This is a genomic window from Streptomyces sp. DSM 106670 (assembly GCF_055792845.1).
In genome coordinates, this window is the sequence record NZ_CM147704.1 from 3289998 (window position 1) to 3309408 (window position 19411).

The window sequence follows — 19411 nt, forward strand, 5'->3', positions numbered from 1 at the left end:
CTCAACGAACTCCTGCTCGTCTGCTCGCTCGTCCTGCTCGTCGCCGTGGCGGCGGTACGGATCTCCTCGCGCAGCGGGCTCCCCAGCCTGCTCCTGTATCTCGGCATCGGGATCGCCCTGGGCCAGGACGGCATCTTCGACGTCAAGTTCGACAACGCCGAGCTGACACAGGTGATCGGCTACGCCGCCCTGGTCGTCATCCTGGCCGAGGGCGGGCTCGGAGCGAAGTGGAAAGAGGTCCGCCCCGTCCTGCCCGCCGCCGCGGTGGTCTCGACCGTCGGCGTCGCCATCAGCGTGGGCATCACCGCATCGGCCGCGCACTATCTCGTCGGCCTCGACTGGCGCCAGGCCCTGATCATCGGCGCGGTCGTCTCCTCCACGGATGCCGCGGCCGTCTTCTCCGTCCTGCGCAGAGTGCCCCTGCCGCCCCGGATCACCGGTGTCCTGGAGGCCGAGTCCGGCTTCAACGACGCTCCGGTCGTCATCCTGGTCGTCGCGTTCTCCGCGGTCGGCCCGGTCGAGCACTGGTACGTCCTGGTCGGCGAGATCGCCCTGGAGCTGGCCATCGGCGCCGCGATCGGCATCACGGTGGGCTGGCTGGGCTCCCTGGGACTGCGGCACGTGGCGCTGCCCGCCTCCGGCCTCTACCCGATCGCCGTGATGGCCATCGCCGTCTCCGCGTACGCCGCGGGCGCCATGGCCCACGGCAGCGGGTTCCTCGCCGTCTACCTGGCCGCGATGATCCTCGGCAACTCCAAGCTGCCGCACTGGCCCGCCACCCGCGGTTTCGCCGACGGACTCGGCTGGCTGGCCCAGATCGGCATGTTCGTACTGCTCGGCCTGCTGGTCACCCCGCACGACCTGGTCGACGACTTCTGGCCCGCCGTCGTCGTGGGCCTGGTGCTGACCATGGTGGCGCGCCCCCTGTCGGTCTTCCTGAGCCTCGCGCCGTTCCGGATGCCGGCCCGCGAGAAGGTCCTCATGTCCTGGGCCGGGCTGCGCGGGGCGGTGCCCATCATCCTGGCGACCATTCCGATGGTGTCCGGGGTGGAGGGCAGTACGAGAATCTTCAACATCGTCTTCGTCCTGGTCATCGTCTACACCCTGATCCAGGGCCCGACGCTGCCCTGGGTCGCGGGCAAGCTGAAGATCGCCGACGATCCGGCCGAGGCGGACGACCTGGGCATCGAGTCGGCCCCGCTGGAACGACTGCGCGGCCATCTGCTGTCGGTCGCCATCCCCGCGAAGTCGAAGATGCACGGCGTGGAGGTCGGCGAGCTCCGGCTCCCGGCCGGTGCCGCGGTCACCCTGGTGGTCCGGGAGAACAAGAGCTTCGTGCCGTCCCCGGCGACGGTGCTGCGGCGCGGGGACGAGCTGCTGGTGGTGGCCACCGATCCGGTGCGCGACCGGGCGGAGGAACGCCTGCGGGCGGTCGCCGAGGGCGGCAAGCTGGCCGGCTGGCTGGGCACGGGCGGATCACCCGCTTCCGGCGCGCCCGGCACAACGGGCCCCCAGGGCGGATCCGCCATTCCACAGGCGATGAAGCTGGCCAAGAAGCTCGGCGGGGCCGGCGCGGGCGCCAATGCCGGTGCCAATGCCGGTGCCAATGCCGGTGCCAACGGAAGCGGAAGCGGCGCGAAGACCCGCCCCTGAGAAGGCGTCGCAGATCACAGGCCGAAACGGAAGCCCTGTGCGCAGATCACAGGCGCACAGGGTCTTCCACCTGTATCATGAAGGCAAACCTGATCGACCAACTCTGTCTGAAGCAGAGCTGGCGCGACCGTATGGCGGTCGTGGTGTCTCTTCGCCCGGCGTTTCTTCGCCGCTTGCAGCGAGTCGCCCGGCATCTACCGCAGTTCCGCGCGAAGAGGACAGCTCTCGGCCGCTTCCGTCCGGCCCGCCCCACAAGGGCGCCGGGAAGCAGGGCTACCAGGCGGCAGAAAGGCAAGGACCGTGGCAACCACGGTCTCCGACCGCCCCGGATACGGGCAACTGCTGCGCACCCCCGGTGCGTGGACCTTCCTCCTCCCGGGCTTCGCCGCACGGCAGCCCTTCGCGATGCTGACCATCGGCATCGTCCTCCTCGTGCAGCACACGACCGGCTCCTACGGCAGCGCGGGCGCCGTCGCGGCGGTCTCCGGCGTCTCCATGGCGCTGTTCGCCCCGCAGAGCGGCAAGCTCGCCGACCGCTTCGGCCAGCGTTCCGTCCTGCTGCCCGGGGTTCTCCTCCACGCCGTCTCGGTGAGCGCCCTGACCGTCCTGGCGCTGGCCGACGCGCCCCTGTGGGCGCTGTTCGCCGCCGCCGTGCCGACCGGTGCCTCGATCCCGCAGATCGGCCCCATGGTGCGGGCCCGCTGGGCGGCCCTGCTGGGGGCGACCCCCGACCGGCCCGCCTCCCCGCTGATGTCCACCGCCGCCGCGTTCGAGTCGGTGACGGACGAGTTCACGTTCGTCCTGGGCCCGGTGATCGCGACCGCGCTGTGCACCGGCGTGCACCCGGCGGCCGGCCTGATCACGGAAGCCGCCCTGACGCTGGTCGGCGGCCTGCTCTTCGCCGCGCAGCGCGCCACCCAGCCCGCCCCCCGCAACGCGGCCACCGCGGCCGAACCGCACGCCTCGGCGCTCTCCGTACCGGGCGTGCGCGTCCTGGCCATAACCTTCCTGGGCATCGGCGCGGTCTTCGGCGGCATGCAGGTTTCGCTGACCGCGTTCTCGGAGGAGATCGGCCACCCCGGCGTGAACGGGGTCCTCTACGGCATCTTCGCCGCGGGAAACATGCTGGCCGGCATCGCCTGCGGCGCCATCGCCTGGAAGAGCAGCCCGCGCCGCCGGCTGATCGTCGGGTACGTGGCGCTGACCCTGACCGCGTCCGGCCTGTGGGCCGTCCACTCGGTTCCGCTGCTGGCCGGGCTCGGCCTGCTGGTCGGCCTCTGCATCGCCCCGGCGCTGATCAGCGGCTACACCCTGGTCGAGTCGCTGGTGCCCGCCACCGCCCGTACCGAGGCCTTCACCTGGCTGACGGGCGCGGTGGCGCTCGGACAGGCCGCGGCCGTGACCGTGGCGGGGCAACTCGCCGACGCCCACGGCGCGAGCACCGGATTCCTGGTGCCCCTGGCCGGGACCGCGCTGGCTCTGGTGACCCTGCTGGCCCTGCGCTCACGGCTGACCCCCCGGTCCTCGGGACGCACCGTGGCACGTGGGATCGGTCACCGCGAGCCGGTCACGGTGGACTGATTCAACGGAATACGTCAGTATGGAGCGTCGTTAGCACTCATTGAGTGAGAGTGCCAGGAGGAGCAAGTGCCGACCTATCAGTACCAGTGCACCGAGTGCGGCGAGGGCCTCGAGGCGGTGCAGAAGTTCACCGATGATGCCCTGACCGTGTGCCCGAGCTGCGACGGACGCCTCAAGAAGGTGTTCTCCGCGGTCGGCATCGTCTTCAAGGGTTCCGGTTTCTACCGGAACGACAGCCGTGGCTCCTCGTCGAGCAGCACGCCGGCGTCGACGACCTCGAAGTCGTCCGACTCCGCGTCGTCCTCGTCGTCGGGTTCGGACACGAAGGCGAGCGCATCGGCGTCGTCCTCTTCGTCCGGCTCCTCCTCGTCGTCGGCCTCCGCGCCGGCCTCGTCGAGCGGTACGTCGGCCGCCTGAGCCCGCGTACGCCCCATCCGCTTTTCCCCGGACCCCGCCGAGACCACTCGGCGGGGTCCGGGCGTACGCCGCGGGAAACGCTCCTCCGGATACGGTGACCGCATGGCGAACGCACATACGGAAACGGGCTCCGGTACGGGTACCGAGGGTTCCGCGGAGATCGGTGTCATCGGCGGCTCGGGCTTCTACTCCTTCCTGGAGGACGTCACCGAGGTCTCCGTGGACACCCCTTACGGAAAGCCGAGCGATTCGGTCTTCCTCGGCGAGCTCGGCGGCCGGCGGGTAGCCTTCCTGCCCCGCCACGGACGCGGCCACCACCTGCCGCCGCACCGCATCAACTACCGGGCCAACCTGTGGGCGCTGCGCTCCGTCGGGGTCCGGCAGGTGCTCGGGCCGTGCGCGGTGGGCGGGCTGCGGCCGGAGTTCGGGCCGGGCACCCTGCTCGTCCCCGACCAGCTGGTGGACCGCACCAAGACCCGCGTACAGACCTATTACGACGGTGAGCCCCGGGCCGACGGGACCGTACCGAACGTCGTCCACCTGGGCTTCGCCGACCCGTACTGCCCCGAGGGCCGGAAGGCCGCGCTGGCGGCGGCCCGCGGACGCGACTGGGAGCCGGTGGACGGCGGCACCCTGGTGGTCGTCGAGGGGCCCCGCTTCTCGACCCGCGCGGAATCGCGCTGGCACGCGGCGATGGGCTGGTCGGTCGTGGGCATGACCGGGCACCCCGAGGCGGTCCTGGCCCGGGAGCTGGGGCTCTGCTACACCACGATGACCCTGGTGACCGACCTGGACGCGGGGGCCGAGGCGGGCGAGGGCGTCTCGCACGAGGAAGTGCTCCAGGTGTTCGCGGCCAATGTGGACCGGCTGCGCTCGGTGCTGTTCGACGCGGTGGCCGGGCTGCCGGAGAACGAGAGCCGCAACTGCACCTGCGCCCACGCGCTGGACGGGATCGACACGGGGATCGCGCTGCCGTAGCCGGCGGCAGGGCGGGACTCACCGGGTCACCGGGTCACCGGATCAGGTGACGGAGTTGTCCACAGTGCGGGGACCGTCCACAGGCCGCAGCGGGATCTGCTCGGACCGTGGAAAGTGAGGGGAGTTCGGCCGGTCGAACCGGTCCGGACTCCCCTTTCCCGTGCGCTCGTCCGCCCTGATCCCAGGTGGTGCCATGTCCACGTCCTCGCCCTTGCCCTCGCCTTTGTCCTCCTCCTCGTCCCTGCCCACCTCCGCTTTCCCCGCGCCGGTGCCCGTGCCCAGCGGGGTGGGGCCGTTCGGGCCCCTGCGGGTGCGGGGCGGTGGCGCGCACCGGCTGCGGCGGATGCTGCGCCGCCAACGACGTGCGGCGGCTGCCGGGCTCGCGCTGGCGGGCGCGGCGCTGGCCACCACGGGCCTGAGCAGCGCCGACGGAAGGGCCGCCGCCACGCCGGACGCTCCGCCAGGAGCCGGCCGGTCGTCGGTGCGGCTGGTCTCCGCGCCGGTCCGGATCGCGGATCCGGAGACCGTACGGCTGCTACGGCCGGGAGACCGGGTCGATGTGATCGCGGTCGGCGATGCGGGCAGCGACGACGCACGCGTGGTGGCACGAGGGGCGCGCGTGGCGAAGGTGCCGCATGCGGCCGCCGGACCGGGCGGCCATGCGGCGGGCGGTGGCGGTGAAGCGGGGTCCGGGGCGCTGGTGGTGTTGTCCGTGGAGCGGTCGACGGCCACGACGCTGCTCGGCGCGGGCGCTTCGGGGCGGCTGGCCGTGGCGGTGTCCGATGCGAACTGACGCCCTCTCAAGTCACCCGTGGGAATTAGCGGATTGGACAGTGTCGCCTTCACCCGCCTTAGGTGGCGGAGCAGTTTGCTCCCCCGACCGCACACGCGAAAGAAGGCTCACCTGTGAGCGAGAAGAAGGTCAGTCTGCTGGAGGGCTTCAAGGCCTTCCTGACGCGCGGCAATGTGATCGACCTCGCGGTGGCTGTCGTCATCGGCGCAGCGTTCACGAACATCGTGAACGCGGTCGTCAAGGGCGTCATCAACCCCCTGGTCGGTGCGTTCGGCACCCAGGACCTGGACAACTACAGCTCGTGCCTCCAGGGCCCGTGCACGACGGATCCGAAGACCGGGGAGATGGACGGGATCGAGATCCTGTGGGGCTCGGTGCTCAGCGCCGCCCTCAGCTTCCTGATCACCGCTGCTGTCGTGTACTTCCTGATGGTGCTGCCGATGGCCAAGTATCTGGCCCGGCGGGCGGCGATGCAGGCCGCCAAGGAGGGCGTGCAGGAGACGATGGAGGTCAGCGAGCTGGAGGTGCTGAAGGAGATCCGCGACGCGCTCGTCGCGCAGCGCACCGGTGGCGCGCCCGGCCGACTCGGGCCGGACTCGGGCGAGGGCCCCGGCGGGACCGGTGGGGGTGCCACGGGCCCGGTCGAGGACCGGTAGCCCTCCGGGCGACCGCTCAGATGTGGTGGGGCGGCTTCTCGTCCAGGAAGCGCGCGAGGTCCGCGGCGCTGCCACCGGTGAGAGGCCGCTCGCCCCACCCCTGGTCCGTATCGTCCGCGGACTGCCGGTCCAGCGGATCGTCGAAGATCAGAACCGGCTTGGGCTTCGGTTCCTGCTGCGGCTGCTCCTGCGGCTGCTGCTGCTTCGCATCACGCGGTCGGGGGGCGGGGGCGGCACTCATGTCTCCAGGGTACGGCGGCTCACCGCGAGGTGTGAGCCGCCGCGGAGCCGGGCGGCGGGCGTCAGCGGTCCTTCGGATCGAGCAGCCACAGGCCGAGCACGACCAGGAACGACAGACCGAGGAAGCCGGCCCCCCACCAGGCCGTGCCGGTGTTGCCCTCCATCCACTCGTCGATCAGGATCGTCAGCCCCCAGAGCTGGCCGATGACGACGGTCATGGCCAGGGCGAGGCGGGCGGTCAGTTTCGAGGAGCGCTCGGGGTCCTGGTCGGTGCCCGCACCGGGGCCCGGGCCGGTGTGCCGGACGCGGGGGTCCCCGTATCCGCTGGTGGGGCGGATCTGCGGATAGCGCTCGTGGACGGGCCGGTTCAGCTCGGGGTCCGCGCTGCCCGGGTGGTAGGTGGGGTAGTGGCTGCCCGGGGGCGGCAGCGGCAGCTCGGGGTGCGGGGTGTCGCTCATGCCCGCCCGCCCGGGTTGTTGACATCGGTGGACACCGCGCCGGTCGCCCGGCCGGGGCCTGCGGCCCGGGGCGGGGATTCGGCTCCGCCGCCGATGTCGGGGCAGCCGATACGGGTGGCGAGGTCGGGGCGCTCGCCGCCGAGCTGGCGGCAGAGGCCTTCCTCGACGCTCTCGCCGGAGCGGGTGGTGCCCACGGCCCAGATGCTTCCGTCGTCCTGCTCGATGACCACGACCTTCGGCAGCCCTCGGGGCGGCGGCCCGGCGGTGACCTCGCCGGACCGGGCGTCGAAGACTCCCTCGTGGCACGGGCAGTACAGCTCGCCCTCGCTGCCCCGGTCCTTGCGCCAGAGCACGGCGCAGGCGAGGTGGGTGCAGACGGCGGAGTAGCCGACGAGGGTGCCGTCGTCGAGGCGGACGGCGACGGCCCGGTCCTCCTCGCCCGGGTAGCGGAAGGCGATGGACTCACCGGGCGGCAGTTGCCCGGCGACGCGCTTCGGCTCGGGGGCCTTGCCCTCCTCGCCGTCGCCGTGCCGGTGCAGGATGCCGGCCGCGACGCCGATGCCGCCGACGGCGAGACCGCCGGAGACGGTGGTGACGATCCGGAGGTAGTCCCGCCGGGTGGTGAGGGAGTCGGCGGCGATCCGGTCCTGGAGCGCCTCGCGCGGGTCTCCCCCGGCGGGATGCTCGTCGGCCGGCTGCTGGTCGGTGACGCTCATCGGCCGACGTCCTTCCCATTGATCTCGACGACGGGAAGACCGCCGGGGACCGGCCACTGGACCCGTTCGGCGGGGACGACCATGGCCACGCCGGTGCGGACCTCGGTCTCGCCGAAGACGAAGGTGTCGGCGACCTGGACACCGGGGCGCTCCGCCTGGAGTTCCTCGACGGTTCCGTAGAAGAGCGCTCCGGTCGGGCAGACGGTGGCGCACATGGGGGCGAGGCCGTAGGCGGTGCGGTCGTAGCAGAGGTTGCACTTCATCTGGAGCTTCGCCTGGAGGTCGATCTTCGGTACGCCGAAGGGGCAGGCGTTGACGCAGTTGGAGCAGCCGATGCAGCGGGTGGTGTCGGCCTGCTGCACCACACCGTCGGCGGTCACCAGGATCGCGTCGGCGGGGCAGACCTCGGCGCACGGGGCGACCGGGTCCTCGCAGTGCATACAGACGGTCGGGAGGGAGGCGACGGACTGGCCCTCGTCGGTGTAGTCGAGGTGGATCATCGATTTGCCGCGGTGCGAGTCGCATTCGCGGCAGGCGGAGACACAGGCCTGGCAGCCGATGCAGCGCCCCGGGTCGATGAAGATCGTTCTGCCCATCATGGGGGGGATCAGCTCCTCTCCGAGGTGCCACGGCCCTGCGGGGCCGTGGGAGGCAGCGGGTCGGTACGGGAGACCTGGGTCTCCGGGTAGGCGACATGGCCGGGGGCGACCGGCGGGGCGGGGACCTCGTCGATCCGCTCGGCGTGCTCGATGCGGCAGGCGCACACCTTGTACTCGGGGATCTTGGAGCGGGGGTCGAGGGCGTCGATGGTGAGGGCGTTGGCCGCGGTGGGGACGGGCCAGTGGTACGGCACGAACACGGTGTCGGGGCGGATCGCCTCGGTGACCAGGGCGGGGAAGACCTCGCTGCCGCGCCGGGTGACGACGCGGACGGGTTCGCCGTTGCGGAAGCCGTGCGAGGGGTGGATCTCGGCCCAGGGGCGCGGGGTCTGTTCGACGAGGGCGCCGAGCCTGCGGGTCTGGTTGCCGGAGAGGAAGTGGGCGACGGTGCGGCCGGTGGTGAGCGACATGGGGTGCTCGTCGTCGTACGGGTCCATCGGCGGGTGCCATTCGACGACCTGGAGGTGGATCTTGCCGTCGGGGTGGTAGGTCTTTCCGTCCTCGAAGAGCCGGGGGGTGCCGGGGTGGTCGGTGGTGGGGCAGGGCCAGGCGATGCCGCCGGTCTCCTCCAGCCGTTCGTAGGTGATGCCGTAGTAGTCGTTGACGGTTCCGGCGGAGGCGATGCGCAGCTCGTCGAAGACCGACCGGGAGTCGGGGAAGTCGAACTTGTCGCCGGCGCCGAGCCGGCGGGCGAGCTCGCAGATCGCCCAGGTGTCGGTGCGGACGCCGGGGGGCGGGTCCTGGGCCTTGTTGTGCTTGACCACGCGGGCTTCCGCGTTGGCCATCACTCCTTCGTCCTCGGCCCAGGTGGTGACGGGGAAGACGACGTGGGCGTTGGCAGCGGTCTCGGAGAGGAAGAAGTCGAATTGCGCGTGGAACTCGGTGGTGTCGTACCCCTCCTTGACCACCCGGTAGTTGGGCAGGGAGACGAAGGGGTTGTTGCAGATGCCGATCAGGCCGCGGATCTCGCGGCGCTGCATCTGCCAGACCATTTCCATCATGGAGGTGCCGGCGAGCGGGAGTTCGGACTCCTCGATGCCCCAGATCTCGCAGATCTGGCGGCGGTGCTCCTCGTTCATGATGGAGCGTCCGCCGGGCAGGAGGTCGGACTTCTGGCCGTGTTCGCGGCCGCCCTGCCCGTTGCCCTGGCCGGTGATGGTGCCGTAGCCGGCGCCGGGTCTGCCGATGTGGCCGGTGGCGGTGCAGAGGTTGATCACGGAGAGGCAGTTCTCGACGCCCTGCGAGTGGTGTTCGATGCCCCGGGCGTGCCAGGCCATGGCCTTAGGCGCGCGGGCGAAGGCCCGGGCGACCTGGACGATCTGCTCGGCGGGGATGCCGCAGATCGCGGCGGCGCGGGAGGGCGGGTATTCGGCGGCCTTGGCCTTGACCTCCTCCCAGCCGGTGGCGTGGGCGGCGAGGTAGCCCTCGTCGGTGAGCCCTTCCTCGATGACGACGTGCAGGACGGAGGTGAAGAAGGCGGAGTCGGTGCCGGGCTTGAGGGCGACGTGGATGTCGGCGGTCCGGGCGATGGCGGTCTCGCGCGGGTCGACGACGATGAGGCTCGCCCCGCGGTCCCGGGCTCCCCAGACGTACTGGGTCATCACGGGGAAGCACTCGCCGACGTTGGAGCCGGCGATGAGCAGACAGTCGGTGAGGAGGATGTCGGAGAAGGGGTTGCCGGCCCGGTCGATGCCGAAGGCCAGCTTGTTGGCGCCCGCGGCGCTGACCATGCAGAGGCGGCCGTTGTAGTCGACGTGCCGGGTCTTGAGGGCGACCCGGGCGAACTTGCCCACCAGATAGGTCTTCTCGGAGAACAGACTGGCCCCGCCGAGGAGCCCGAAGGCGTCGTTGCCGTGCGTCTGCTGGATGCGCCTGATCTCGGAGACCGTGAAGTCGAGCGCCTCGTCCCAGGAGACCTCGCGGAACTCCTCGTCGCGGGAGCGGCGCATCAGCGGGGCGGTCAGCCGGTCGGGGTGGTTGACCTGCTGATAGGCGTTGATGCCCTTGGGGCAGAGCCGCATCCGGTTGATGTCGTGGTTGCGGGGTTCGACGCCGAAGACCTTGCCGCCGCGGTCCACGCGCAGATACATCCCGCACTGGACGCCGCAGAAGCAGCAGTGGGTCGGCACGAGCGTCTCGCCGTTCTGGTCGGCGTGCCACTGGTCGGCCGGGATGCCGCCGGCGTCCCGGAAGGCGCGGGTGCCGGGCGGGGCGAGGGAGGGATCCAGGGGGATGAAGGTGCGGCGGTCGGCAGCAGCTCGCGGATCCGCGGTCACTTGAAGCCCTTCTTCACATGGGAGAGGTAGGCGCTGCCGCGCAGCACCCGCTTGCAGCGCGGGCAGTACTCGGCCCAGGCGTCGAAGTCGAGCCGGAGGTCGCGCATGGTGCCGCGGAGGTTCTCCACGTAGGGCCCGGTGTCGATGGGTTCCTCGCAGCGGCGGCAGGCGAACACCTCGTCGTCCTTGCGGCCGGTGTACTTGAACAGCTGCATGCCGACCGCGGCCGGGCGCTGGACGATGTGGAAGAACTTGCCGAACGGGATGTAGATGAGGGTGAAGACCACCGACACCATGTGCAGGATCGCCAGGAACTGGTAGCCGCCACCGTGCAGGAAGACCGAGGAGAAGGTGAGCAGCAGGCCCGTCACTGAGATGACGATGAGCGCGATCAACGGCACCAGGTCGTAGGCGAAGCGCTGGCCGGTGATGGCGCCGCGGTCCTTCATCCGGCGCCACAGGAAGTACGAGGCACCGGGGATGACGAGGACGGCGGCGATGTCCAGGCCGTGGAACATCAGCCAGCCGAGGAGGTTGAGGGAGTCGAAGCCGAGGATCTTGAAGCCCCAGATCCGCATCTCGTAGCCGGGGCCCGAGCCGCTGCCGGAGGTGAAGGTGAACCAGCCCCAGGTGAGCGGGAAGGTGATCAGGGCGGCGAGGATGCAGCCCCAGAAGATCAGCTGGTGGGCGGCCCAGCGGGCGCGGGAGCGGGCGCCGAGGAACTTCTGGAAGCCGAGATAGGTGGCGATCATCTTCGGCAGGGCGGTGGGCGCCCGGCGGAAGTTGTCCAGCGAGAAGAAGCTGCGCCAGCCCTGTTTGAAGAGGCGTCGGGCGCCGGGGGCGGAGATCCAGACGGTGTACCGGTAGGCGACGCCGAAGGCGAGGAAGACCGTGGCCACGGCGTAGGGGAGGAGGGCCGAGTCGAAGTTGCGGAGCATCCGGCTGCCGAGCACGATCGCGAGGATCAGCAGGGCGGAGACCGCCGCTCCGACGAGCGTGGCGCGGGTGGTGACGGACCGGGGGCCGGTCGCGGCGGGGGGCGTGGCCGCAGCGCCGTCGGGGGCGTGGGGCTCGGCTGCTGCGGTGGCTTCTGAGGGCTCGGTCACCCGGCCACCGTAGGACCGTTTGGGTCGATTGAACCCGTTTTAGGGGGTGGGAGGGTGAGCGGGTCGCCCGGACAGTCGCAAGGGTCGCCTTGCCCGGTCCGGGTCCGGGCGCCCTGCTCGCGCGGGGCCTTGCGCACCGCTCCCGGCCCGCCGGTACGTTCGAGGCGCATCGGCCCGCGCTCCCCCGCGGGCCCCGATCCCGACCGGAGGAGCCGCACATGACCCGCGAGGACAGGACCCCCGCCCTCCCGCCCCTGCTGGACGCGCTGACCGATGTGGCCGGGATCCGCGTCGGCCATGCCGAGGTCGCCGGAGCGGGGGCGTTGAGCGGTACGACCGTCGTCCTGGCTCCCGAGGGCGGGGCCGTGGCCGCCGTGGACGTACGGGGCGGCGGGCCGGGTACGCGGGAGACGGACGCGCTGGATCCGCGGAATCTGGTGCAGCGGGTCGACGCCGTCGTCCTCACGGGCGGCAGCGCGTATGGACTGGACGCCGCGTCCGGGGTGATGGCCTGGCTGGAGCAGCGGGGCCGGGGCGTCCGGGTCGGCGCGGGCCCCACGCAGGTGGTCCCGGTCGTTCCGGCCGCCGCCCTCTTCGACCTCGGCCGGGGCGGCGACTGGCGGGCCCGGCCCGACGCGTCGACCGGCCGCGCGGCGGTGGAGGCCGCGGCCGCCTCGGGGCCCGGGGATCCGGTCGCCGAGGGCGGCGTGGGCGCGGGTACCGGCGCGGTGGCCGGGCAGTTGAAGGGCGGCATCGGTACGGCGAGCACCCGCCTCGCCTCCGGGGTCACGGTGGCCGCCCTCGTCGCGGTGAACGCGGCGGGCTCGGTGGTCGACCCCCGGACCGGAGTGCTGTTCGGGGAGTACGGGGCCGGGGAGCCGCCGACGCATCCTCCGGCCGAGGTCCACGCGGCGGCGGAGCGGCGTCTGGCGCGGGAGCGGGAAGCGGCGGAGGAGGCCGGGGGCGGGGTTCCGCCGTTCAACACGACGATCGCGGTCGTCGCCACGGACGCGGACCTGACCCGGGCGCAGGCCCAGAAGCTGGCGGGCACCGCGCACGACGGCCTGGCACGCGCGGTGCGCCCGGTGCATCTGCTGACCGACGGGGACACCGTGTTCACCCTCGCCACCGGGCGGGTGCCGGTGCCGTCGGGCGATCCGGTCGCCGTCAACGAGATCCTGGCGGCGGGCGCCGACGTTCTGGCGCGGGCCGTCGTGAAGGCGGTGCGCGCGGCCCGGAGCACCGAGGCGCCGGGCGGCAGGCTCCTCTCGTACACGGAGCTGTACGGCGGCCGAACCTGACGAGAACGGCAGGATCCGAGGGGGCGCGCGGCGTGAGCGAGGGGCGCGCGGGCGGCCGACTCGCCCTCTGCGCCCGGGAGTTCACCCCAAGCGCCCGAAATGCACCACGAACACGCGGGGAACTTTCTGCGTGCGCCCTACGTTTTTACCAACCCCGGTCACGATGTCGGACCCAGGGACTACGTTAAGCACGCATCAAGTAACACGCGGCGACGGCCTGGAGACACCACCTTGAGCGATCCGTACGAGACAACCGAGCACCACCTCGACCGACTCCTGCGACGCGCCCTCAACTCCTTCGACCTCCCCGACAGTACGGTCGACCGGCTCGGCACCGCGCTCGCCCACAGCAGTTCGCTGTACTCGTCGCACCACAGTGCCGTGCTGCACCGCGAGACCTACCGCCACACGTATCTCCTCGCCGACGGCTCCGCCCTGACGCTGTGGGAGCTGGTGCACAGCGGAGGGCGCGATGTGCGGGCCCCGCGCCGGCACGAGCTGTACGACGAGGAGGGCGACGCCCGTATCGCCGCGTCCCGGCTGGCCGGAAGCCTCTCCGACTCCCCGGTCTTCGGCGACGAGGGGATGCAGGAGGCGCAGGGCGATCTGGAGATGCTGACGGTCCTGATGTCCGCCCCGCCGGCCCCGCTCCCCCGGACGTACGCGCCGGACAACTCCGCGGACCACGCCCGCCGGGTGCTGCGCCGCGCAGAGAACGCCGACCGGCCGGGCGAGCAGAAGGCACGACTGCTCCGGTCCGCCTTCGCCCACCACATCACCCAGATCTTCGGGCGGCAGTGCCACGTCGACGGCCGGACGGCCGGATTCACGCTCTACGAGCACGCGTTCCTGCTGCTGGACGGCAGCGAGACGAGCCTGTGGGAGGTCGAGCACACGGCGACGCCCGACGGCCGCCACATGTGCGAGGTGTACGAGGACGAGCACACCGCCCGTACGGCGATGGAGAGCCGCACCCGGATCTGCTGAACGGGCCTCTCGCCCCGGATCTGCTGAACGGGCCTCTCGCCCGGATCCGCCGCGCGCAGCGGTCAGTTCGGGTCGCCCTCCACGTGCGCGCGGGGGCGGGCGGGCAGGGCGAACATCACCAGGAAGATCACCGAGAGCACCCCGGCCACCCACCACAGCGACTGCTGGAAGGCGTCGACGAACGCCGGGCCGACCGCCTCCGGCGCAAGCCGGTCGCCGATCGCGCCGAAGAAGACGACGGACACCAGGCCGAGGCCGAGCGCCGTCCCCATCTGCTGCACGGTGTTGATCAGCCCGGACGCCGAACCGGCGTGCTCCTTGGGCACGTCGGAGAGCACCGCGTCGGTCAGCGGAGCCACGATCAGACCCATCCCCGCGCCCATGACCACCAGCGGGACGGCCATCTGCCAGGACGTGATGGCCATGCCGTAGTGCTCGCTCTCCCAGAGGTAGATCAGCAGCCCGGCGATCATGAGAAGCGCGCCGGACTGAAGAACCTTGCGGCCGAAGCGGGGCACCAGCTTCTGTACGGAGATCCCGGCGGCCACCGAGACGGCGACGGAGAACGGGATGCCCGTCGTACCGGCGCGCAGCACGCTCCAGCCGAGCCCCATCTGCATGTACATGGTCCACACCAGGAAGAAGATGCCGAGGCCGACGCCGAAGGTCAGCTGCACGGCGATGCCCGCGGCGAAGCTCTTGACCCGGAACAGCGACATCTCGATCAGCGGCGAGCCGTTGGTCAGCGTCTTCTGCCGCTGGTTCAGGGCCAGCGCCCCGAAGACGAACAGACTGCCCACCATCGACAGATGGCCCCAGAGCGGCCAGCCCAGCTCATGTCCCCGGGTGAGCGGGTAGATGAGCATCAGCATCGCCAGGGTGATCAGGGCGACGCCGAGAAGGTCGAGGCGGACCGCCTTGGGGGCCTTGGACTCGGTGATGAACTTCGCGCCGAGGAGCAGACCGGCGATGCCGACGGGCAGATTGATCAGGAAGATCGGCCGCCAGCCGAGCCCGAAGAGGTCCCACTCGGTGAGCAGCGCGCCCAGCAGCGGGCCGGAGACCGCGCCGAGCCCGACGATCGCGCCGAACAGTCCGAAGACCTTGCCGCGCTCGTGGGCCGGGAAGGTGGCGTGCACGATCGAGAGGACCTGCGGCACCATCAGGGCCGCCGTGGCGCCCTGGAGGATGCGGGCGGCGACCAGTATCTCGGGGCTGCCCGCGAGACCGCAGAGGGCGGAGGCGAGCGTGAATCCGCCGATGCCGATGAGGAAGAGCCGCTTGCGCCCGTAGATGTCGCCGAGCCGGCCGCCCGTGATCAGCCCGGCCGCGAACGCGAGCGCGTAACCGGCGGTGATCCACTGGATCGCGGAGACCGACGCCTCGGTCTCGCGCTGGATGCTGGGGATCGCGATGTTGACGATCGTGACGTCGACCAGGTCCATGAAGGCCGCGGTCATCACGATGGCGAGCGCGAACCAGCGACGCCGGTCGACCGGGGCGGACCCGGGTGCGACCGGTGTCTTCACCGGTGCCGGCGGCACGGGCGGGGTGGACGGGGTGGTCGGTGCGAGGTGCGACGCCGTGGGAGGCGGGGGTGCGGAAGAAGGCATGGGAAGAACCTAGGCGGCCATTAGGTCAGACCATGACCTGATGGTCCGGCACCCTGAAGCCATGTCCGACACCCCCGCACGACTGCTGAAACTGCTGTCGCTCCTCCAGACCCCGCGCGAGTGGCCGGGCGGTGAGCTGGCCGAGCGGCTCGACGTCAGCCCGCGCACGATCCGCCGCGATGTCGACCGGCTGCGCGACCTGGGCTACCCGGTCGAGGCCTCGCGCGGCTCGGTGGGCGGCTACCGCCTGGTGGCGGGCGCCGCCATGCCGCCCCTGCTGCTGGACGACGAGGAGGCGGTGGCCATCGCGGTGGGGCTGCGGGCCGGGGCCGGGCACGCGATCGAGGGCGTCGACGAGGCCTCCGTACGGGCGTTGGCGAAGCTGGAGCAGGTGCTTCCCTCGCGGCTGCGGCACCGGGTCTCCGCGCTCCAGAACGCCACCGTGCCGCTGACCCGGGGCGACGGCTCGACCATCGACCCGCGGACCCTGACGACGCTGGCTTCGGCGGCCACCGGGCGGGAGCGGCTGAGGTTCGCGTACCGCAGCGGCGACGGCACCCGGACGAAGCGGCAGGTCGAGCCGTACCGGCTGGTGAGCACCGGGCAGCGCTGGTACCTGGTGGCGTACGACCTGGACCGGGAGGACTGGCGTACGTTCCGGGTGGACCGGGTCGGTGAGCCGTACGCGACCGGGGCCCGGTTCGTCCCGAGACCGCTGCCCGTGGAGGGCGCGGCGAGTGATGCGGGGAGCGGGGACGCGGCGAGGTTCCTCGCCCGGTCGATGCGGCGGATGAAGCCGGAGCTGTGCCTCGATGTGTGGTTCGGCGGGCCGGCGGAGTTCGTGGCGGCGCGGCTGCCCGCGCATCTCGGGGCGCCGGAGCCGGACGGGGAGAGCGGCTGCCGGCTGCGGACCTCGTGCACCGATTCGCTGGAGTGGGTGGCGCTGCGGCTGGCGTTGGTGGACTGCGAGTTCTCCGTGAAGGGGCCGCCGGAGCTGGTGGCGTACCTGGAGGGTCTCGGCGCCCGGCTGACCCGCGCCGCCCGGCCCGGGGACCGGCACCGGCCTTCCGGCCCGGAACAAGGGCCGGAACAGGAACCGGAGCAGTGCCAGGAACAGGGCCCGGAACAGGGATGAGCCCCGACGCCGGGGGGGGTGGGCGCCGGGGCTCAGCTCGGGGACCGGCGAAAAACCGGTCGGGTGACCGGAATGACCCGGTCGGTCAGCCGGTGCGAACCGGCTTGATGGGGAGATTACGGGTTATTGGCTCACGCCGCAGCGTCAAAGCCCGTGTCGTGAGCCATTCGCTTCAATTCGAGCAGTGCGTGCTTCTCTATCTGGCGGATCCGCTCCCGGGTGAGGCCGTGCTGCTTGCCCACTTCGGTCAGGGTCCGCTCACGCCCGTCCTCGATGCCGTACCGCATCTTGATGATCGAGGCGGTCCGGTTGTCGAGCTTGCCGATCAGGTCCTCCAGCTCCTCGCTGCGGAGCAGGGTCATCACCGACTGCTCGGGCGAGACGGCGGAGGTGTCCTCCAGCAGGTCGCCGAACTGGGTGTCGCCGTCGTCGTCGACGGACATGTTCAGACTGACCGGGTCGCGGGCCCAGTCCAGGACGTTGCCCACGCGCTCGGCGTTGGAGTCGAGCTCGGCGGCGATCTCCGCGTGCTCCGGGTCGCGCCCGTGCTCACGGTTGAACTCGCGCTGCACCCTACGGATCCGGCCGAGCTCCTCCACCAGGTGGACGGGGAGCCGGATCGTGCGCGACTGGTCGGCGATCGAGCGGGTGATGGCCTGCCGGATCCACCACGTCGCGTACGTGGAGAACTTGAAGCCCTTGGCGTAGTCGAACTTCTCGACCGCGCGGACCAGGCCCGCGTTGCCCTCCTGGATCAGGTCGAGCAGAGGGAGCCCCGCGCGCGGGTAGCGGCGGGCCACGGCGACGACGAGCCGGAGGTTGGAACGGATGAATATGTCCTTGGCGCGCTCGCCCTCGGCGACCAGCGCCTCCAGCTCCTCACGCTTCGCGTCACCGGCGGCACTCTCCACCTCGCCGTCGAGGATCTGCTGGGCGTAGACGCCCGCCTCGATGGTCTGGGAGAGGTCGACTTCCTTGGCGGCGTCGAGCAGCGGTGTGCGGGCGATCTCGTCCAGGTACATGCCGACCAGGTCGCGGTCGGCGATTTCCCCGCCCCCGGCGCGAACACTGCTTGCCCTGCCGGTCCCACCGGTGGTGGTGGACGTACGACGGGCGACGGCACGGGTTGCCATGCGTGCTCCCTTGCTGAGTAGGTCGCGACACCTTTTCGGGTGCCCTGCATCCGATGGAAACAACGACTGGAATCCGGACAGAATTCCCATGCTGCACATTCATTTTCGTGATCATGCAGTACCCTGTCCGCCGCCGACCGGCGGATGCAGCTTCCGGCTATCGCCGGACGCGCAGGTCAGAGCCGGTTCCGGGGACGGTGGGGCCGCTTTCCGGCTCTCCGGCCGGATACCCGGAATCAGTGCGCCCATGAGACCGCGCTCACCTTCACGCCCGCCTCTCCCCCGACCGGCCGGCCCGGGTCCGGACCCGGGTCCAGGAGGGCCGCGCTCCCGCCGTGAAAGACGTGCCGGTCGCCGTTCGGGTTGCTCAGGACGTCCGCGATGTGCCGGGCGGGCCCGGTCCTAGGACCTCCGACCGATCCGGCCGACCACCGCGGCCGGTCGGCTTGGGACCGCGGTCCCGGACCGACCGGGACCGCAGCCCGATCCGCCCCGACCGGAGCACGCCTAGCGTGATCGACACGAGCTGCACGAGCTGCACGGACTGCGCGAGCTGCACTGACTTGCACTGACTCCACGAGCCGCACTGACACCACGGGAGCGTGATCGGCATGGACGACACCACGGGCACCCTCGACGAGGCACTGGAGCGCATCCACGTCTCGGGGCCGGAGCGCGACGGCTGGCTCAGCAATCACGCGCCGATGGCCGTGGAGGCCCTGGTGCGGCACGGCCAGGCGTCGGCCGTGCACCGCTGGCTGGACCGTTACGGCCCGAAGCTGGAGGAGATGCCGGTCACCGGCGCCCCGGTGACCGCCCGGAACTGGCACGAGGCGCTGGGCGACCCGCGCCGCGTCGCCGACTGGACGGCGTACTTCGAGCGGGAGACGGCCCGGGCACCCTGGCGTGACGTGCTCGCCGCGTGGTGGCCCCGGCTGCTGCCGGGCATCGCGGCGGGCGCCACCCATCCGGTGATCCGGGTGGGCCACTCCGTACGGACCCTGCTCACCGGCGAGGAGACCGCCCCGCGCGTCCGGGAGCTGGCCCACGCGCTCGGCTACTGGGCCGCCCGGCACCAGCCGCTGCCCGCTCTGACACCGCTCGGCCCGGCCCCGAGCGCGGCCGCGGCGCTGGACCTGGTGCCGCTGGTGCCCGACCGGAGCGGCGGCATCCGGGAACGGTTCACGCAGTTGACCGGGTTCCCGGAGTGGCCGGCTCGTCCGGGCCGGGGGCCCGCCGCTCATCCGGGCCGGGGTCCCGCCACCCCGGAGCCCGCCGGTCCGGAGCCCGCCTCCGCCGAGGCGGCCCGGTCCGCGTTGCGTGAGCTGGTCCGGGCCTCGACGCACCGGTACGCGACCCACGCGCACGGCGAGCCGATCATGCTGGTCCACGCGGCGACCGCGCCCAACGCGGTCCTGCGCACCCTGCCCGCCCTGCCTCGCGAGCTGTGGGCGCCGAGCCTGCGGGCCGCCTGGGCGGCGAGCGCGGCGGTCACCGCCGCCTACGCGCCCCGGGAGGCGGCCCCCGTACCGGCGTCGGCCGGGGCCGCTCCGGACGCCGGGGAGCTGTTCGCCCGGGCCGCGGCGCACGGCGACGACCACACCATCAAGTTCACCGACACGGCGCTGGACGTGGGCGACGCGCTCGCGTTCTCCGCCGCCCGGCGCGCGATCGAGCTGAACCCGCCGGTGTTCTAGGACGGCGAGGGC

At 71.8% G+C, this 19411-nt stretch carries 18 protein-coding genes; 10 read left to right on the forward strand and 8 right to left on the reverse strand.

All coding sequences use genetic code 11. The features are described from left to right. Positions 1-45: 45 nt before the first annotated feature. The 6 genes from ACSMXR_RS14525 (at position 46) to ACSMXR_RS14550 (ending at position 6078) form a co-directional block, all read left to right on the forward strand. On the forward strand, positions 46-1653 hold the full coding sequence (locus tag ACSMXR_RS14525; protein ID WP_473172036.1) for a potassium/proton antiporter: 1608 nt from the start codon (positions 46-48) through the stop codon (positions 1651-1653). A gap of 300 nt (positions 1654-1953) precedes the next feature. Further along, a complete protein-coding gene (locus tag ACSMXR_RS14530) occupies positions 1954-3234 on the forward strand; it encodes an MFS transporter (protein ID WP_218526067.1) in 1281 nt (426 codons plus the stop codon). Between the two features lie 66 nt (positions 3235-3300). Continuing rightward, positions 3301-3651 carry an FmdB family zinc ribbon protein gene (locus ACSMXR_RS14535; RefSeq protein WP_030078544.1) on the forward strand — a complete coding sequence of 117 codons (351 nt, stop codon included), beginning with the start codon at positions 3301-3303 and terminating at the stop codon, positions 3649-3651. A gap of 102 nt (positions 3652-3753) precedes the next feature. Then, complete coding sequence (locus ACSMXR_RS14540; RefSeq protein WP_218526066.1) at positions 3754-4629, forward strand: S-methyl-5'-thioadenosine phosphorylase; 876 nt, start codon at positions 3754-3756, stop codon at positions 4627-4629. Positions 4630-4939: 310 nt separating this feature from the next. Further along, a complete protein-coding gene (locus tag ACSMXR_RS14545; protein WP_473172383.1) occupies positions 4940-5422 on the forward strand; it encodes an RcpC/CpaB family pilus assembly protein in 483 nt (160 codons plus the stop codon). Positions 5423-5535: 113 nt separating this feature from the next. Continuing rightward, positions 5536-6078 (forward strand): large conductance mechanosensitive channel protein MscL, encoded by a 543-nt coding sequence (locus ACSMXR_RS14550; RefSeq protein ID WP_137234677.1) that lies wholly within the window; start codon positions 5536-5538, stop codon positions 6076-6078. 16 nt (positions 6079-6094) lie between these two features. On the opposite strand, the gene ACSMXR_RS14555 is transcribed toward ACSMXR_RS14550, so the two are convergent. The 6 genes from ACSMXR_RS14555 to ACSMXR_RS14580 all read right to left on the reverse strand — a co-directional run bounded on the left by ACSMXR_RS14555 (position 6095) and on the right by ACSMXR_RS14580 (position 11533). Then, a complete protein-coding gene (locus ACSMXR_RS14555; protein WP_030078553.1) occupies positions 6095-6319 on the reverse strand; it encodes a hypothetical protein in 225 nt (74 codons plus the stop codon). A gap of 61 nt (positions 6320-6380) precedes the next feature. Continuing rightward, positions 6381-6776 (reverse strand): hypothetical protein, encoded by a 396-nt coding sequence (locus tag ACSMXR_RS14560; RefSeq protein WP_473172037.1) that lies wholly within the window; start codon positions 6774-6776, stop codon positions 6381-6383. Further along, positions 6773-7492, reverse strand: a complete 720-nt coding sequence (locus tag ACSMXR_RS14565; RefSeq protein ID WP_473172038.1) for a QcrA and Rieske domain-containing protein — start codon at positions 7490-7492, stop codon at positions 6773-6775. Before ACSMXR_RS14565 ends, ACSMXR_RS14560 begins: the two co-directional genes overlap by 4 nt. After that, a complete protein-coding gene (locus tag ACSMXR_RS14570; protein WP_473172039.1) occupies positions 7489-8091 on the reverse strand; it encodes a 4Fe-4S dicluster domain-containing protein in 603 nt (200 codons plus the stop codon). The genes ACSMXR_RS14565 and ACSMXR_RS14570 overlap by 4 nt, the downstream gene beginning before the upstream one ends. 8 nt (positions 8092-8099) lie before the next feature. Further along, the gene (locus ACSMXR_RS14575) at positions 8100-10427 is read right to left on the reverse strand and encodes a molybdopterin oxidoreductase family protein (RefSeq protein ID WP_473172040.1); all 2328 of its coding nucleotides are present in this window, start codon (positions 10425-10427) and stop codon (positions 8100-8102) included. Beyond that, a complete protein-coding gene (locus ACSMXR_RS14580) occupies positions 10424-11533 on the reverse strand; it encodes an MFS transporter (RefSeq protein WP_473172041.1) in 1110 nt (369 codons plus the stop codon). The genes ACSMXR_RS14575 and ACSMXR_RS14580 overlap by 4 nt, the downstream gene beginning before the upstream one ends. A gap of 218 nt (positions 11534-11751) precedes the next feature. On the opposite strand from ACSMXR_RS14580, the gene ACSMXR_RS14585 reads away from it, so the two are divergent. Continuing rightward, positions 11752-12834: a P1 family peptidase gene (locus ACSMXR_RS14585; protein ID WP_473172042.1), complete on the forward strand. Its 1083-nt coding sequence runs from the start codon at positions 11752-11754 to the stop codon at positions 12832-12834. Between the two features lie 231 nt (positions 12835-13065). After that, positions 13066-13821 carry a DUF6227 family protein gene (locus ACSMXR_RS14590; protein ID WP_137234683.1) on the forward strand — a complete coding sequence of 252 codons (756 nt, stop codon included), beginning with the start codon at positions 13066-13068 and terminating at the stop codon, positions 13819-13821. A gap of 62 nt (positions 13822-13883) precedes the next feature. Here the strand turns inward: ACSMXR_RS14590 and ACSMXR_RS14595 are convergent, their stop codons facing one another. After that, a complete protein-coding gene (locus tag ACSMXR_RS14595) occupies positions 13884-15434 on the reverse strand; it encodes an MFS transporter (RefSeq protein ID WP_473172043.1) in 1551 nt (516 codons plus the stop codon). Between the two features lie 61 nt (positions 15435-15495). On the opposite strand from ACSMXR_RS14595, the gene ACSMXR_RS14600 reads away from it, so the two are divergent. Further along, positions 15496-16569: a helix-turn-helix transcriptional regulator gene (locus ACSMXR_RS14600; protein WP_473172044.1), complete on the forward strand. Its 1074-nt coding sequence runs from the start codon at positions 15496-15498 to the stop codon at positions 16567-16569. A 131-nt stretch (positions 16570-16700) separates the two neighbouring features. On the opposite strand, the gene ACSMXR_RS14605 is transcribed toward ACSMXR_RS14600, so the two are convergent. Beyond that, positions 16701-17702, reverse strand: coding sequence for a sigma-70 family RNA polymerase sigma factor (locus ACSMXR_RS14605; RefSeq protein ID WP_103508188.1), 1002 nt, complete (start codon positions 17700-17702; stop codon positions 16701-16703). Positions 17703-18313: 611 nt separating this feature from the next. Here ACSMXR_RS14605 and ACSMXR_RS14610 point away from each other — a divergent pair. Beyond that, entirely contained in the window at positions 18314-19399 is a 1086-nt protein-coding gene (locus tag ACSMXR_RS14610) for a questin oxidase family protein (RefSeq protein ID WP_473172045.1), read from the forward strand. Positions 19400-19411 lie beyond the last annotated feature (12 nt).

Bases quoted from the DNA above. Each gene is read 5' to 3' on its own strand.
- ACSMXR_RS14540 (WP_218526066.1), top strand. From the start codon at position 3,754: ATGGCGAACGCACATACGGAAACGGGCTCCGGTACGGGTACCGAGGGT.
- ACSMXR_RS14555 (WP_030078553.1), bottom strand. From the start codon at position 6,319: ATGAGTGCCGCCCCCGCCCCCCGACCGCGTGATGCGAAGCAGCAGCAG.
- ACSMXR_RS14560 (WP_473172037.1), bottom strand. From the start codon at position 6,776: ATGAGCGACACCCCGCACCCCGAGCTGCCGCTGCCGCCCCCGGGCAGC.
- ACSMXR_RS14565 (WP_473172038.1), bottom strand. From the start codon at position 7,492: ATGAGCGTCACCGACCAGCAGCCGGCCGACGAGCATCCCGCCGGGGGA.
- ACSMXR_RS14570 (WP_473172039.1), bottom strand. From the start codon at position 8,091: ATGATGGGCAGAACGATCTTCATCGACCCGGGGCGCTGCATCGGCTGC.
- ACSMXR_RS14585 (WP_473172042.1), top strand. From the start codon at position 11,752: ATGACCCGCGAGGACAGGACCCCCGCCCTCCCGCCCCTGCTGGACGCG.
- ACSMXR_RS14595 (WP_473172043.1), bottom strand. From the start codon at position 15,434: ATGCCTTCTTCCGCACCCCCGCCTCCCACGGCGTCGCACCTCGCACCG.
- ACSMXR_RS14600 (WP_473172044.1), top strand. From the start codon at position 15,496: ATGTCCGACACCCCCGCACGACTGCTGAAACTGCTGTCGCTCCTCCAG.
- ACSMXR_RS14605 (WP_103508188.1), bottom strand. From the start codon at position 17,702: ATGGCAACCCGTGCCGTCGCCCGTCGTACGTCCACCACCACCGGTGGG.
- ACSMXR_RS14610 (WP_473172045.1), top strand. From the start codon at position 18,314: ATGGACGACACCACGGGCACCCTCGACGAGGCACTGGAGCGCATCCAC.